This window comes from Streptomyces sp. NPDC000410, from assembly GCF_040300305.1.
GTDB lineage: Bacteria > Actinomycetota > Actinomycetes > Streptomycetales > Streptomycetaceae > Streptomyces.
Window position 1 is genome coordinate 1 of the sequence record NZ_JBEPDM010000089.1, and the last position, 13,534, is coordinate 13,534.

Genomic DNA, 13,534 nt, shown 5'->3' on the forward strand with positions numbered 1-13,534 from the left:
GGACACCCTCTGGTATTCCTCCACCACAAACCCCGCTCTTGAACGTGTTCAATTGAACGCGTTCAAGATACCGCATGCCCGCGGCTCCGGTGTGCAGGGTGAGCCAGGTTTCGGGTCGTGGTCTGTTGCGGGACGTGCACCGGATGCTGACTGACTGACGGCTTCCTGGAGGGGCTGGCAGAGGTCGGGGAGTCGCGCGGTGTCAAGGTTTGCCGCGGTTGATGGGTGGTGTTGTGGGGTTTGCCGGGCGCGTCGTGCCCGGGGTGTGGCATACCGGGTTGCGTGGGCCTCCGGCGGGTGAGACCGGGGCCGGGATGCAGAGGAATGGGTGGGACCGTGCGTGTGGGGCAGGCAAGGGAACTGATCGGCCAGGTGGTGACGGACGCGGTGCGTTCCGGCTTCGCGTCCTGGTTCAGCGACATGGACTACGCGACGCATCCGGCACCGCCCCGGCTTTCCGGGCCGGGCGCGAGCGCGCGGGCCACGACGCCTCCCGCGTCCCCATGGTGCCCGCGGCCCGGGTGGAGTCCCGGATCACCGACGGCGAGCCGGGGATGTTTTTCACCTACAAAGCCGAGTACGGCGCCGAGCCGCTGATCCAGCTGTCGCTCTCCCGCACGTGGGCGCGGCAGGTCGCCGGTGCCGGCTGGGCCGTCGTGGACGGCTTGGCGGTGATCGACGTCATGGAATGGGACCACAGCGTCACACCCGCCCGCCCGGCACTGGTGCGCACCGCGCTGATCTGCGCCGACTACGACGCCGGGATGCATGGCTGGCGCGCCCACGCCGACAACCGTACCTGCCGCGTCGCCTGGACCGGTCAGGGCACCCCGTCGCTCGTCATGCCCTGGGACGAACCCGTCGGCCCCTGACGACACCCCCGGGCCGAGGGGGCGCGTCGTCACAGACCGCCCGGCCCGCCCGTTAGCCGGCCGCCGGCGTGCGGACGGGCGCTGTACTCGGTTGTCCGCACCCCCTGGTCGCCCGTTGATCGGGATGGCAGGCTCTGCCTCTACTCGAAGGGAGCTCCGCGATGACCGACAAGCCGGAGACGGAACGCGTCGACTGCACCGACTGCTTCGCCCTGCCGGGCCCCGACAACACCCGCATCGCGTACGTGAAGACCGGCGGCGGGATCAGCGAGACCTGGCACACTCCCGACTGCCCTGCGCTCGCGATCATGGAGATCAACTTGGAGGAGGGTGGCAAGCGGATCCGGGAGCAAGAGGCGTGGGCCCAGGGCGTTTTTCCCTCCGCGCATGAGCGGCTCAGGAAGGCCGCCGCCGCGCTGCCCGCCGGCACCGCAGCCCAGCCCTTCGTCGACGCCCTGGGCGAGCTGGTCCAGGCGCAGGCCGACACCACCGGCTTCGTCGTCCTCCACCGCTGGGCGGAGATCCTGGAGCGGCACTTCCCGCCGGATCTTCCCGATCCCGACCGCACTACCGAGTAGCCGCACCGCTGACGGGCTGACCGATTCGGGCACCAGGGGTGCAGGGACCGGTCACGCGGCTGGCGTGGAATTTGGCCGATGGATCGACCCGATCGGTCACCGGCTACGGTCGCGGACATGCGGCCGGTTGCGAGTGCCGGGCAAGCCCACCGTGCGGCAGGCTTGCCCAGCGAGCGGAAGCCGGCGGCCAGGGCGCGACGTGAACGACGGCGTCTTACCTGTCCGACCGCCCGTTGTGGGAGCCGGCGGCCAGGTAAGCCTGAACGGGGGCTGGGCAGGCCACCCGCCAGGACGGCCCAGGCTTCCGCTAGGAGCGCTCCCGCCCCGGGCGCAGGACGTCGGCGTAGACCCGGGCCCGCACCCCGGGCTCGCCGGGATCCCGACGCACCGGGCCGATGCCCGAGGTCGCCCACCGTTCCTCCAGCGCGGCCATGACGGCCTTAACGGTGTCCTCGTCCCCGCCGGTGATGTCCAGCACCACCAGGCCGGGCTCTGTGATGTGCTGCTCGTCAATCGGCTTCATGAACCCTGCGCCAGCAGGACGGAGCCAAGCGGTTCCGCCGCCGTCGGCGGTGCCACCCGTACGAGGGAGCAGCCGCCTTGGGGCCACGTGGCCCGCCGCTCGGACCCGGGGCTGGCGCGGCCTCAGGGTCCGCCTGGGGCCGGGCACACGGCGCTGGCGTGCTTCAGTACATGGTGAGCTGTTCGTGCTCGGGCAGGTCGAGGTGGACAACCCGGCCCTGGGGCAGGATGGCGGCGAGTTCGCGCGCCTCGTGGGTGCTGCGGACCAGGACCAGCTCCTTCGTGAGCGTGGGGCAGGCGTCGACCAGGTCGGGGCATGGCCGCACGATCCCGTACAGCGTCCGCCGCTTGTCGGCCACATGGACCGGAACGCCGCGGGCGTACTGCGGCCACATCATCGGCTTGTCCGGGATCTCCACCCGCAGACTCGACTCGCGCCAGGCGTGCTCGGCGACGGCGGCGAACAGCTCGGTCTGCTGCTGCGGCGACAACCGGCCCCACCACGCCCGCGCCGTCTCCAGCGCCTGGCGCTCCCTCTCTTCCCGCTCGGCCTGCTCGCGGGCCAGACGCGCCTCGCGCTCCACCCTCTCCTGCTCCCGGCGCGCGTCCTCCTCCGCCCACCGCCGCCGTGCCTCCTCCAGGCGCAAGCGCTCCTCTTCTTCCCGCCGCAGGCGTCGACGCTCAGCCTCCTCGGCCTTCCGCGCCCGCTCCTGCTCCTTTACCTCCTGGCGGCGCCGCTCCGCAGCCTTCTCCTGCTCCTTCTGCCGGGCCTCCCGCTCCGCCCGCGCGGCATCCTGCCGCTGCCGCATCACCTCGTGCTTGCCCTGGTCAGCGATGGACTTCCGCGACGTCCACCACCGATCCCGGCGAAACCGCCGCTGCTCACCGTTGACCATCCGGTGCACCCGCCGGTACCGGGGCAGCACTTCAGCGGGAACGAGCCGGCCCTCCAGCGCCCACCGCACGAACCGCTCGAGCGGCTCCTCCTGGAACTCCCACCGCCCGCTCCGGTACACGAACCCGGCGAGCCCGTCGTCCACCACCCACGGCTGATCCCGCTCCTGCGGAGCTCTGGCCCGGACAGCAGGCACCGCGCTGATCCACTGCGGCGGCCGCGCGCCCGGGTGCACCCAGCACACCCGGATCCCCTCCTCGGCGTACCGGTCAGTGCGGGCGGCGATGTCGTCCACAGTGATCGGCGACAACTGCGCCTCCCAGGCCATACGCCGGCTCCCGTCCGCGGACGAGGCCATGACGTCCGCCCGCCACGACCCGTCCTCGGCCGGCACCTCCAGTGCCGCGAACCACCCGGCCGCCCGGATCGCGCTCGCCATCTCCAGCTTGAGCATGTGGTGCTCCCACGACTCGTTCAGCAGCTCGCATGACTCCGGCCGGTCGCGGTCGTGACAGAAGAACCGGACCCCGTACCGGGAGACCTTCGGGTGCAGGCCCCAGGAGCAGTCGGGGCAGGTGAGAAGAACGCGCGGGTGGACCTTGTGGATCTGGCCCCACTCCAGGTCGTGTCCGAGACCATGGAGGGTCGAGTCTAGAAGGCCCAGCTCGGGGTGCAGCGCGGTGAAAGGCATGAATCGCATCTCCCGGCGATCCGACATGCTTACGGAGTATCTGACAGGACAGCAGATATCAGGCACCACTGACAGAGGGCCTCCAGTGGTCCTGGTGGTGGTGCCGACTCTCGACCTGGCTGCCCAGACCGCGCTGGCGTAGCGGACGGACGACTCCACCCGGCACCTGACCATCGTCTCCTCGATGGACACCGCCGGCCACGACGCGCTCGCAGCCGCCCAGGTCGGTTCCACCAGCGAGCCGGCCAGCCTGGCCGCCCTGCTGTCGGTGGTCGGCCCTGGGCGGGACCAGATCCCCTTCCTGACCGTGATCTGAACCTACGACTCCCTCGACAAGATCCGTGACTGCCAGCGTCCCGCCCGGCGCCCGGTCCCGGCGTTCGACCTCGCGGTCATGGACGAGGCGCAGTGGGCGGTCCTCGACGACGCGACAGCCATCCGCGCGCACCGCCGCCTCTGCATGACCGCTACGCCTCGCAGCTTTTCCGCACCAGACCTCGCCGAATCGGCCTGCATGTTCCGCCGCCGCCCCACGCGCCGCACCGGCCTCGGGGAGCTGGACGCCTCGGCCAACTCCATGGTCAACGAGTCCGTCTACGGCAAGAAGATCCACGACTACCCCCTCGCACGCGCGATCGACGACGGCCGGGCGGCGGGTGGTCCTCGGTCACGCCGTCCCGGTTGAGCTGGGCCAATTCGTCTGGATCAGTCCCGCTGGCCGAGGTTATCGTTGATGATGTCCGCATGACTGACCGCATCAGCGCTCTGATCTCGGCCCTCGGCGTCCTTGCCGGCATGTTGCTGCTCACCCCTTGCCGCTCGTGAGTACGAATCCGGGGCATCGGCCCTCTGGATCGGGGCTGGAGCTGTGCTCTTCCTCGGTGCCTTGTGCACGCTCGTGCGTGACGTGCGCCGACTTTGCACGGGGCCGACCGCCTGACGAGCGGCGCCGGTTCCGACCGTCCTCTCCGGTCGTTGTACGTGTGTGCCGTTGGCTGCCGCGCAGTGGGCGCGAATCGAGGCGTCAGAGTCGGCGGATTGAGCATTTGAGCTGAGGCATAGGGTGGCGGTTCGCGAGGATGGGCGGGGCAGCCGGGGGACGGGATGCCGCTGCGCGTGACAGGTGAGAAGGGCCCGTGATGACTCCTGCCGGTATGTCGCTCGGCGGTGCTGGGAAGCGGTCGTTGTTTGCGGACCAGGCCGACGCGGTCCAGGGGGCGGTCAGGCATTTGCGGTGGGCGGGGTCGCGGGGTCTGCTGGTGGCGGCGACGGGGACGGGTAAGACGTTGGTGTCGGTCAGGGTGGCGGACGGGCTGGGGGCGCGGCTGGTGTTGTTCGTGGTGCCGACGCTGGATCTGGCGGCGCAGTCGGCGTTGGCGTGGCGGCGGGACGGTCATCTGGAGCACATGGTGATCGTGTCCTCGATGGACGCTGCGGGGCGGGAGGATCTGGTTGCGGCGCGGGTCGGCTCCACGAGTGACGCAACGGCGTTGGCTGCTTTGTTGTCGGTGGTGGGGGAGGGGGCCGATCAGATCCCGGCTGTGACGGTGATCTGTACCTATGACTCCCTCGACAAGATCGAGCAGACTCAGAAGACCCGGTACGTGGTGCCGCCGTTCGACCTTGCCATCTTGGACGAGGCGCACCGGATCGCCGGCCGGGCGGACAAGAAGTGGGCCGCCGTCCACGACGCGGCGCGGATCCTGGCCGACCGTCGCCTCTACATGACCGCGACCCCGCGGATCTTCGCCGCCCCTGACCTGGCGGAGTCCGCCGACACCCACCGCCCGCGCCGCCCACGCCGCACCGGGACGGACGCGGACGCTTTCGCCAACTCGATGGACAACGAGGCCGTCTACGGCAAGAAGATCCACGAATACCCGCTCGCACGCGCGGTCGCGGACGGCCGGGCAGCGGACTACCGCATCGTGGTCCCCACCCTCCCCGACGCCGAACTCCGCAAGCGACTGAACCTGCCGGCCCCCGGCACCACCCACGACGGCGGCGGCGAGAACCAGGGCCAGACCGAGAGCGTGCTGCGTACCACCGCGCTGCACCTCGCCGTCCTCAAGGCCATGACCGAACACTCGCTGCGCCGGGTGCTGGTGTACTTCACCCTCGTCTCCGACGCCCGCCGCTTCGCCCGCGAACTGCCCCACACCCTGCGCCTGCTACGCCGCACCGCGCCCGAGCTGTGCCCGGACATCGACCCGCGGCTGTTCTTCGTCCACGGCGAGCACACACCCGCCGAACGCCAGGACCGCTTCAACGGCTTCGCCACCGCCTCGTGCGCGATCATGACCAACGCCCGCCTGATCTCCGAGGGCGTCGACATCCCCAGCGTCGACGCGGTCGTCTTCGCCGACCCCACCCGCAGCGTCATCCGCTGTGTCCAGGCCCTGGGCCGCGCCCTCAGGGTCGACGTCTCGGGCAAGACCGCCAGCCTGATCGTCCCCGTCTACGTGCCTCCCGGCGCCGACCCCGAGGACATTCTCGGCACGGCGTACGAGCCGGTGTGGGCGATCGCCACCGCGCTCGCCAGCCACGACCACCGCATCCTCGAACGCCTCCCGGACAAGGCCAACCGGCTGCCGCGGGAGACCAGCGAGCTGATCGAACGCCGCTGGCACTTCGACTTCACCCTCCACCCCGAGCGCATCGCCCGCGCCATGGACCTCATCGCCTTCGACCCACGAGACCAAGGCATCTCCCGCTCCCGCCGCCTCGGCCTCGCCGCCGCCCAGGCCTACCGCGACACCCACGGCCACCTCGACGTCCCCGCCCACTACACCGACCCCGTCGGCTACGAGCTCGGCCGCTTCATCACCCTCATGCGCGACGCCCGCACCTCCGACCGCCTCGAGCCGGACTGGACCGCCGAACTCGACGCACTCGGCATGATCTGGGACAAACACCACGCAGCATGGCGCGCCCGCCTCACCGAAGCCGCCGACTACCACGCCACGCACGGGCACCTCGCCGCACCCGCCACCACCCCCATCGGCGCGTGGCTTGCCGAACAGCGCCACCTTGGCGGCAAGAACGCCCTCGACCCCGACCGTGCCGAGGCCCTGACCGCCCTTGACGCCGACTGGCACCTCCCGCACGGCGCGGACTGGCACCGCAAGTACGGCCTCCTGCGCGCCCACATCGCCGACGGCGCCGATCCCGCCGCCCTCACCAGCGACACGGTTCTGGGCGGGGTCAAGATCGGCTCCTGGCTCGGTCGCCAGTTCAGCACCTGGTCCACCCTCCACCCCGGCCAGCAGAACCTGCTCACCCACCTCGGCCTGACCCCCGACACCAGCCCGCTCGCCCCGGCCCGCCGTAGTCGCCGCACCTTCGAGCAGACCGTCCAGCTCCTGGAGCTCTTCCTCCACCGTGAGGGCCGTGCCCCCAGCGCCCGGGAGACGATCGCGGTCGACGGGGAGAGTGTCCGGATCGGCCCGTGGCTGGCCAAGACCCGTACCAGGCACCGGAGCGGCCGGCTGCCCACCGAGCAAGAGCGGCTGGTTGCGGCCCTGTTCGACGGGGACTGGAGGGACGAGAACGCTGTCCCCGCCGCAGTCATCGCTTAGTTGCGTCCGCGCCCTCGGGCGCTGCTTCAGGCCGTGGCGGCTGCTCCGGTCCGGACTTCGTACCGGTCAGGCCAGCTCGCGACGAGCGCGCGCTTGGTGGCCGGAGCGAAGAGCCGCCCGCAGCGACGCCCATCCGACGAGCAGCCGGGGAGGCGAGCCGATGACCGCCCACGCGTTCGATCCTGACGCCGAGTTCGTCACCCCGCCGCTCTACACCCTCAAGCTCACTGCGGCCCAGCGCTGTGTGCTCGACTGGATAGAGCGCCACGGCGGACTCTTCGCCGCGATCTCCGTTCCTGTTGACGACGTCGTACGCGACGTGGACCACTCCGAGTCCACGGTGTACGAGGCGCTCGCACGGCTCACCACGCTCGGGCTGCTCGTCCGGGACGACGCCGGCACCTACCGCATCAACGCGCGGTACGTCCTCTCCTCCAACCCCGACCTTCGGCGCCTGGTGGCGGCGGCACTCGTCGATCCTCCCATCACGCCGGACACCCGGGCCGCAGCCCCGCGGAAGGTCAGCAACGTTGACGCCCGGCGTCGCCGCACCATCCGCTCCGTGTAGACCGCCGGGCTCGATCCGCGGAGCGCAAACGGCCCACCCTGACGAGCAGGGTGGGCCGCTTCCGTATGTCGCGCCGCCAGGGCGCGAGTACCGTTCCAAGTGTCCAAGCCCAGAACGGAGTTCCATCATGCATGACGAAGCGCAGAAGCACATCGGGCGCCGCGTACGCGTCGCACGGATCCAGGCCGGACTGACGCACGAGGAACTGGCCGGGCTCATCGACCGGTCCCTCAGCTGGCTCGAGAACGTCGAGGCCGGCCGAATGACCTTGGACCGGTACTCCGTCATCTTCTCGATCGCCGAGGTCTGCGACGTGGACGTGGTCTGGCTCCTGGGCCAGCCCTACCGGCTGCGCGGTGACGGCGGCAGCTCCGCCCACGCCTACATCCCCGCGCTGCGCACCGTGTTGCGCCGCTCGGGCCTGATCCTCTCCGGTCACCCCGGGCTGGTGCCCACCTCGGGTCCGACGGACCTGCCTCGGATGCAGGCACAGGCAAGCGCCGCGAACCGGGCCCGGCAGGGCGCCGCGCTGCCCGCCGCCGCGGTCCTCCCCGGCTTGCTCGAGGAGCTGAACACCACCCTGCTGAACCACGGCTCGGGCCCGGAGCGGGAGCAGGCACTCAAGCTCCTGGTCGACGCCGCCCGCAACACGAGGCAGACCCTGAACCAGCTTGGCTACCCCGACCTGGCGTGGGTCGCGGCCGAGGTCGCCGCCGGGGCTGCCACGCAGCTCGACGATCCGATCAGCAAGGCCGCCGTCGCCTGGGACCGGTGCGGAGCCATGCTCCACCAGGGCTCCCTCCGCGAGACCGAGACCATCGCCCAGGCCGCGCTCGCCGAACTGGACCCAGCGACCAAGCACGGCGGGACCACGGCACTCGCCCTGCAGGGCGCGTTGATGCTCCGCCAGGTCATCGCCACGGCGAGGGCCGGCAACAAGACCGACGCCTGGCAGTACACCCGTACGGCGTGGGAGATCGCCCAGCGCCTTCCGCAGGACTACCACGACCTGCAATACCAGACGGTGTTCGGCAGAGGCAACGTCGCCGTGCACGCCGCCGAGGTGGGCGTGGAGGTCGAGGAACCGGACAAGGGCCTCACGTTCGTGCCGGAGGCCAACGTCTCCGCGACCCCGTCACGGGAGCGCATCACCCACTTCCGGATCGACGAGGCGCGCGGCTTCCGGCAGATGGGCAAGTCGGCCGCGGCCGTCGCGACTCTGCGGAAGGCCGCCGCGCACGCCCCGCACTACGTCTACGCGCACCCGATGGCCCGTGCCCTCGTCGCCGACATGGTCCGCACCGGTGTCCCGTCGCAGCACGCTGCCCTCTCCGGACTGGTCCGGAACATGGAGCTGACGGTCTGAGCTGACCGCGGAAAGCCTCTCGCGCATATGCCACTTGGGCGGCTCCTAGAAAACCTAGGGGTCGCCGTCGTGCTTCTCGCCCACCCTCGCCCTGTGCGCCTCACGCAAAGCGACGAACCGTGGACAGTCGGGGGTGAGATCGTGCAAGCGCTCCACGGACGCAACACCACGGACTGCGCACACGCCTACGCGACCGGACTCGGCTGGCCTGTCGCGGCCGGCCACCGATACCGCCGACAGGCGGGCTGCACCTGCCACGACACCGACACCGCGGGCCCCTGCCCGGCCCCGGGCGCGCACCCGCGGACGATCCCGGTGGAGCCCCTGCACCCCGCCGACGTGGGAGCCGTGTTCAACGCCGAGCCGGGCGCCGGCATCATCACCACCTGCACCAAGGTCGACGGAGTCACCCTGCCCCACGCCCTGGGCCTGGCCCTCATGCTCACGCTCGACCGCCAAGGAAGCAGTCGAGCCCCCTTCCCCCGTACGGCCTGCAGAAGAGTTCGACTCGTTGGGAGGCACCACCATGAGCCGTCACCACGTCCTCCACGACCCCGAGGGCCGGCTGACTGCGGGACTCCCGTTGGACCGTGAACCCCACGAGTCGCTCGCCAAGGCCGTGCTCGGGTGGACCGACCCGCTCGCACTCCAGCCCGGCGACTACGAACAGATCGCCCTGCAGCTGACCGGCCACGGCTGGGCCGTCGTCGCCGAAGTCCAGGGACACGTCGACCACCTGGAACAGGACGACCCCACCCGCGCCCTGACCGAGGTTGTCCTCCAGGAGGCCGACAGCCAGCTCAAGGAGCCGTACGACGGCACGATGGCCTGCGTCCAGAACCGCGCCCGCCTGGTGCGCGCGCTCTACGAGCGTCTCGACCGGCTGGCGCCCGTGCCGGCCGCGGAACCGGTGACGGGGCGGGCCTGCTGATCTTCAACCGATTCCGCCGGCCCGCCCCACGAATACGACCATCCCGTCCACCCGCCCCGCCTCGGCCCGGCATGCTGGGCCGTACGAGCAAGGAGCACCCGATGACCGTGCTGGACGAACGCCCCGTCGCTTCGCTCGACTTCCTCTCGCTGGAGCTCACCGCCCGCTGTCAGCTCACCTGCCCCACCCAGTGCTACGCCGAGGCCGGCCCGACCCGGGGCCACGGCAGCATGACCGCCGAGGACTGGCACCGGCTGATCGACGAGGCCGCCGCCCTCGGGACGAGCACTGTGCAGTTCATCGGCGGCGAGCCCACCCTGCACCCCGACTTCACCCAGCTCGTCGAGCACGCGCTCCGCGTCGGCCTGAGCGTCCGGGTCCACTCCAACCTCTACAAGGTCCGGGACCGGCACTGGCCGCTCTTCGAGGACCCGCGGGTAAGCGTGGCGACCTCCTACTACAGCGATGTCGCCGCCGAGCACGACGCGATCACCGGCCGGGACGGGTCCCACACGGCGACGCGCGCCTCCATCGTCGAGGCCGTACGCCGGAAGGTGAAGCTGCGGGTCGCCATCGTCGACCACGGGAATGGCCAGCGGGCGGAGCAGGCCCGCGCCGAGATGGCGGGCCTCGGGGTCACCGCCACTGTCGACAAGGTCCGCGCGGTCGGGCGCGCCGCCGGCGGTCTCCTGCCGTCCACGTCTTCGCTGTGCGGGCGGTGCGCCAACGGCAAGGCGGCCGTTCTGCCGGACGGCCGGGTGGCGCCCTGCGAGATCGGCCGGTTCCTGGCGACGGGCAGTGTCCGGGAGACGTCGCTCGCGGCGGTCCTGGCCAGCCCCGAGTGGCAGCGGGCGCGCGCGAGCGTCCCGGCCCGGACGTCGGCGGACCCGTGCGGGCCGGACTGCGGACCCTCGGACGACAGTTCGGGCGGGGGTGGCTCCTGCGGGCCGATGGGCTGAGGACGAACGAGGAAGACGGAGAGGAGCGGACGTGGACTGGCAGATGCACGCGAGGCGGCTGGCCGGCGAGGTCGACCGGCCGGGTTCCCGCTGGGGGGCCGCCGTCGCCGACATCCCCCGGCACCTGCTCGTGCCCCGGTGGTACGAGAGGGACCAGGCGGCCGGCGGCCGGGTGGTCCGCGACGGCGCGGCCGACCCCGACGCGTGGCTCGCCGCCGCGTACAGCGACACCACGCTGGTGACGCGGGTCGGGGCCCTGCACGCCGACGACGCCGAGCCCGGCACCGTCGTCACGTCCGGGGTGTCGACGTCGTCCTCGACGGAGCCGGGCCTGGTCGTCGGGATGTACCGGCACGCGGAACTCACCGACGGCTGCCGCACGCTGGTGACGACCGGAACCGGCTACGGCACCGCCCTGGCCTGCCACCGCCTCGGCTCCGACCTGGTGACGAGCGTCGACGTCGACCCGTACCTCGTCGAGGCCGCCACCGACCGGCTCGCCTCCCTCGGGCACCGCCCCGAGACCACCGTCTGCGACCTCACCCAGGGGCCGCTGCCCGGCGAGTACGACCGGATCGTGTCCACCGTGTCCGTGCCGACGATCCCGGCCGCCTGGCTCCAAGCCCTGCGCCCCGGCGGCCGTCTGGTCACCACGATCACCGGTACCGGCCTGATCCTCTACGCCGACAAGACCCCGGACGGCGGCGCCCTGGGGCGGACCTCCTTCGAGCCGGCCTCCTTCATGGGCCCCCGCCAGGGAGACGACTACGAAGAGACGGTTCCGGCCTCCGTCTGGGAAGAGGCGAAGTGCGGCAACGGGGAGGCGAGCATCAGCCGCCACTTCCTCGTCTTCGTCCCGGAGACCTGGAGCATCCGCTCCATGCTCCAGCTCCAGATCCCCGGCATCGAGCACCGCCACCGGTGGCACCCGGACCGCAGCCACACGGTCTGGATGACCCACCCCGACGGCTCATGGGTCCGCGCCCACGCCACCGCCCCCCGGCAGGCCGCCACCGTCCACCAGGGCGGCCCGCGCCGCCTGTGGGACCCCCTGGAGGACATCCTCGACCGCCTCAACTGGATGGGCGAGTTGCCCGTGTACGGCGCCCGCGTCACCATCACGCCCGACGGCGAGACCACCCTCACCCGCGGCGACTGGACGGCCACCCTGTAGCCTCCGGCCCCACTTCCCGCTGCGCCCCCGAGACCCCGTACGGAAGGCTGGTCCCGGCTCCGCGCCCGGGTGGTGATCAGCGGCTGCCGTGCTCTGCTGCTCGTGGGCTCACCTTCCGCAGCAGAGTTGGAAGAGGGTGAGCCCACGAGCCGTGGAAGGTTGACTACTTGGGCAGCCGTTGTCGTAGGCGTAGGGGTCGGTCCCCTGACCGGCGGGTGTCAGCCACCGGCCAAGGGCCGGATCGTAGGGACGGCCCTTGGAGGTGATGTACAGGCCGAGGCTCGGCAGGTAGTGCATTCCCTGGAAGATGGGTGCATCGCCGTGGCTCGGCAAGGAGCTCGCCCACCCGGTCGGTGATCTTCTGGTGATGGACCGGGTGATCCTTCAACCGCAGTGGAGAGGGTTCGGACTCGGCCCGGCCCTGGCCGGTGCCGCCATTCAGCGCCTGTCGAACAACTGCGTCGCCGTGGTCTGCGAGCCCCGGCTCCGCTGACGGCCGGGAAATGACTGAGGTCCAGCACCAGGAAGCAGCCGCGAAACTCAGCCGCGTGTGGTCCCGCATCGGCTTCGAACCCTTCCAGCATGACGTGCACGTCCTGGACTGCCATCTGCAACGCCCCCTGGACCTGATCGCCGAACGCCAAAGGGAGTTCAAGGCCCTGTGCCAGGCATGGAGGGACCGGTAGGCGCCTGTAGGGCCAGGCTCGAGCCGAGCGGCTGGGAGTATGCGTGCCCCGGCCCGGCCCGGCGCTGCTGGTCAGTGGGTCCAGGTCTTGATGGCGGTGGCGATCTCGCGGATGGTGAGCCGGCCGTCGGCGGTCGCGGCGATAAGGTCGGCCGCGTCATCGGTGGTGGTCTTGGGCTGCTGGCCGCTGGCCTGGAGGTAGGCGTAGGCGGTCATGGCGGCGTAGAGCTGGTTGCTGTGCTCGAGTGCGGGGACGCGGGCGAGGGAGTGCAGCAGGGCGGCGGCCCGGTGGTGCGGTTCTGGATACACCAGGGTGCCCATCACCTCGTGCCGGTGGCGGGCGACCGCGGCGGCCAGGGCTCCGTAGTCGGTGATGTCGGGGTCGCCGGGGACGTGGGTCTGGGCGACGTCCAGGAGCCAGCCTTCGTCGATGAGGACGATCGGTGCCATCAGGCGGCGGCCTGCCCCTGACCGGTGCCGAACCGGGCGGCGAAGCCGGCGGCGTGCTCGTCGGCGAAGGCCTTTGCGGCCTCGTTGAACCGGGCGCGGGTGATGTCGGCGGTCAGCAGCTGGGCGGCGTACTGCGCAGGCTCGGCGTGGCCGCCGGCCGCGAGGCGCTCCAGCTGCTCGTAGGTCTCGTCGTCGACCTCGATACGGATTTCCCTGGCCATGCCCCTACGGTATCGGCAGGAGCCAGCCTGGGGGAGGGCCCAGT

16 protein-coding genes are annotated in these 13,534 nt (G+C 71.3%); 12 read left to right on the plus strand and 4 right to left on the minus strand.

What is annotated here, in order from left to right; all coding sequences use genetic code 11:
- The first annotated feature begins 503 nt into the window (after positions 1-503).
- Positions 504-872, plus strand: a complete 369-nt coding sequence (locus ABT342_RS36965) for a hypothetical protein (protein ID WP_351583612.1) — start codon at positions 504-506, stop codon at positions 870-872.
- Between the two features lie 161 nt (positions 873-1,033).
- Entirely contained in the window at positions 1,034-1,450 is a 417-nt protein-coding gene (locus ABT342_RS36970) for a hypothetical protein (protein ID WP_351583615.1), read from the plus strand.
- Between the two features lie 307 nt (positions 1,451-1,757).
- Here ABT342_RS36970 and ABT342_RS36975 read toward each other — a convergent pair whose 3' ends face one another.
- Positions 1,758-1,973, minus strand: coding sequence for a DUF6207 family protein (locus ABT342_RS36975; protein ID WP_351583618.1), 216 nt, complete (start codon positions 1,971-1,973; stop codon positions 1,758-1,760).
- A 163-nt stretch (positions 1,974-2,136) separates the two neighbouring features.
- Positions 2,137-3,558, minus strand: coding sequence for a competence protein CoiA family protein (locus ABT342_RS36980; protein ID WP_351583621.1), 1,422 nt, complete (start codon positions 3,556-3,558; stop codon positions 2,137-2,139).
- Positions 3,559-3,742: 184 nt separating this feature from the next.
- On the opposite strand from ABT342_RS36980, the gene ABT342_RS36985 reads away from it, so the two are divergent.
- From ABT342_RS36985 to ABT342_RS37030, 10 genes are all read left to right on the plus strand, one after another.
- Positions 3,743-3,874, plus strand: coding sequence for a hypothetical protein (locus tag ABT342_RS36985; RefSeq protein WP_351583624.1), 132 nt, complete (start codon positions 3,743-3,745; stop codon positions 3,872-3,874).
- Between the two features lie 78 nt (positions 3,875-3,952).
- Positions 3,953-4,243 carry a hypothetical protein gene (locus tag ABT342_RS36990; protein ID WP_351583627.1) on the plus strand — a complete coding sequence of 97 codons (291 nt, stop codon included), beginning with the start codon at positions 3,953-3,955 and terminating at the stop codon, positions 4,241-4,243.
- A gap of 454 nt (positions 4,244-4,697) precedes the next feature.
- Positions 4,698-7,136 carry a DEAD/DEAH box helicase gene (locus ABT342_RS36995; protein WP_351583630.1) on the plus strand — a complete coding sequence of 813 codons (2,439 nt, stop codon included), beginning with the start codon at positions 4,698-4,700 and terminating at the stop codon, positions 7,134-7,136.
- A gap of 160 nt (positions 7,137-7,296) precedes the next feature.
- The gene (locus ABT342_RS37000; protein ID WP_351583633.1) at positions 7,297-7,704 is read left to right on the plus strand and encodes a MarR family transcriptional regulator; all 408 of its coding nucleotides are present in this window, start codon (positions 7,297-7,299) and stop codon (positions 7,702-7,704) included.
- A gap of 127 nt (positions 7,705-7,831) precedes the next feature.
- Complete coding sequence (locus ABT342_RS37005; RefSeq protein WP_351583636.1) at positions 7,832-9,070, plus strand: helix-turn-helix domain-containing protein; 1,239 nt, start codon at positions 7,832-7,834, stop codon at positions 9,068-9,070.
- 526 nt (positions 9,071-9,596) lie between these two features.
- On the plus strand, positions 9,597-10,001 hold the full coding sequence (locus ABT342_RS37010) for a DUF6415 family natural product biosynthesis protein (RefSeq protein ID WP_351583639.1): 405 nt from the start codon (positions 9,597-9,599) through the stop codon (positions 9,999-10,001).
- A 101-nt stretch (positions 10,002-10,102) separates the two neighbouring features.
- Positions 10,103-10,960 carry a radical SAM/SPASM domain-containing protein gene (locus tag ABT342_RS37015; RefSeq protein WP_351583642.1) on the plus strand — a complete coding sequence of 286 codons (858 nt, stop codon included), beginning with the start codon at positions 10,103-10,105 and terminating at the stop codon, positions 10,958-10,960.
- Positions 10,961-10,991: 31 nt separating this feature from the next.
- Positions 10,992-12,134, plus strand: a complete 1,143-nt coding sequence (locus tag ABT342_RS37020; RefSeq protein WP_351583645.1) for a methyltransferase domain-containing protein — start codon at positions 10,992-10,994, stop codon at positions 12,132-12,134.
- 307 nt (positions 12,135-12,441) lie between these two features.
- The gene (locus ABT342_RS37025) at positions 12,442-12,627 is read left to right on the plus strand and encodes a hypothetical protein (protein ID WP_351583647.1); all 186 of its coding nucleotides are present in this window, start codon (positions 12,442-12,444) and stop codon (positions 12,625-12,627) included.
- Positions 12,628-12,637: 10 nt separating this feature from the next.
- Positions 12,638-12,820: a hypothetical protein gene (locus ABT342_RS37030; RefSeq protein WP_351583649.1), complete on the plus strand. Its 183-nt coding sequence runs from the start codon at positions 12,638-12,640 to the stop codon at positions 12,818-12,820.
- A gap of 71 nt (positions 12,821-12,891) precedes the next feature.
- On the opposite strand, the gene ABT342_RS37035 is transcribed toward ABT342_RS37030, so the two are convergent.
- The gene (locus tag ABT342_RS37035; RefSeq protein ID WP_351583651.1) at positions 12,892-13,269 is read right to left on the minus strand and encodes a fic family toxin-antitoxin system, toxin component; all 378 of its coding nucleotides are present in this window, start codon (positions 13,267-13,269) and stop codon (positions 12,892-12,894) included.
- Positions 13,269-13,490 (minus strand): hypothetical protein, encoded by a 222-nt coding sequence (locus tag ABT342_RS37040; RefSeq protein WP_351583653.1) that lies wholly within the window; start codon positions 13,488-13,490, stop codon positions 13,269-13,271. Before ABT342_RS37040 ends, ABT342_RS37035 begins: the two co-directional genes overlap by 1 nt.
- Positions 13,491-13,534 lie beyond the last annotated feature (44 nt).

Bases quoted from the DNA above. Each gene is read 5' to 3' on its own strand.
- ABT342_RS37005 (WP_351583636.1), top strand. From the start codon at position 7,832: ATGCATGACGAAGCGCAGAAGCACATCGGGCGCCGCGTACGCGTCGCA.
- ABT342_RS37025 (WP_351583647.1), top strand. From the start codon at position 12,442: ATGGGTGCATCGCCGTGGCTCGGCAAGGAGCTCGCCCACCCGGTCGGT.
- ABT342_RS36995 (WP_351583630.1), top strand. From the start codon at position 4,698: ATGACTCCTGCCGGTATGTCGCTCGGCGGTGCTGGGAAGCGGTCGTTG.
- ABT342_RS37030 (WP_351583649.1), top strand. From the start codon at position 12,638: ATGACTGAGGTCCAGCACCAGGAAGCAGCCGCGAAACTCAGCCGCGTG.
- ABT342_RS37035 (WP_351583651.1), bottom strand. From the start codon at position 13,269: ATGGCACCGATCGTCCTCATCGACGAAGGCTGGCTCCTGGACGTCGCC.
- ABT342_RS36980 (WP_351583621.1), bottom strand. From the start codon at position 3,558: ATGCCTTTCACCGCGCTGCACCCCGAGCTGGGCCTTCTAGACTCGACC.
- ABT342_RS37040 (WP_351583653.1), bottom strand. From the start codon at position 13,490: ATGGCCAGGGAAATCCGTATCGAGGTCGACGACGAGACCTACGAGCAG.
- ABT342_RS36970 (WP_351583615.1), top strand. From the start codon at position 1,034: ATGACCGACAAGCCGGAGACGGAACGCGTCGACTGCACCGACTGCTTC.
- ABT342_RS36975 (WP_351583618.1), bottom strand. From the start codon at position 1,973: ATGAAGCCGATTGACGAGCAGCACATCACAGAGCCCGGCCTGGTGGTG.
- ABT342_RS36965 (WP_351583612.1), top strand. From the start codon at position 504: ATGGTGCCCGCGGCCCGGGTGGAGTCCCGGATCACCGACGGCGAGCCG.
- ABT342_RS37010 (WP_351583639.1), top strand. From the start codon at position 9,597: ATGAGCCGTCACCACGTCCTCCACGACCCCGAGGGCCGGCTGACTGCG.
- ABT342_RS36985 (WP_351583624.1), top strand. From the start codon at position 3,743: ATGGACACCGCCGGCCACGACGCGCTCGCAGCCGCCCAGGTCGGTTCC.
- ABT342_RS37000 (WP_351583633.1), top strand. From the start codon at position 7,297: ATGACCGCCCACGCGTTCGATCCTGACGCCGAGTTCGTCACCCCGCCG.
- ABT342_RS37015 (WP_351583642.1), top strand. From the start codon at position 10,103: ATGACCGTGCTGGACGAACGCCCCGTCGCTTCGCTCGACTTCCTCTCG.
- ABT342_RS36990 (WP_351583627.1), top strand. From the start codon at position 3,953: ATGGACGAGGCGCAGTGGGCGGTCCTCGACGACGCGACAGCCATCCGC.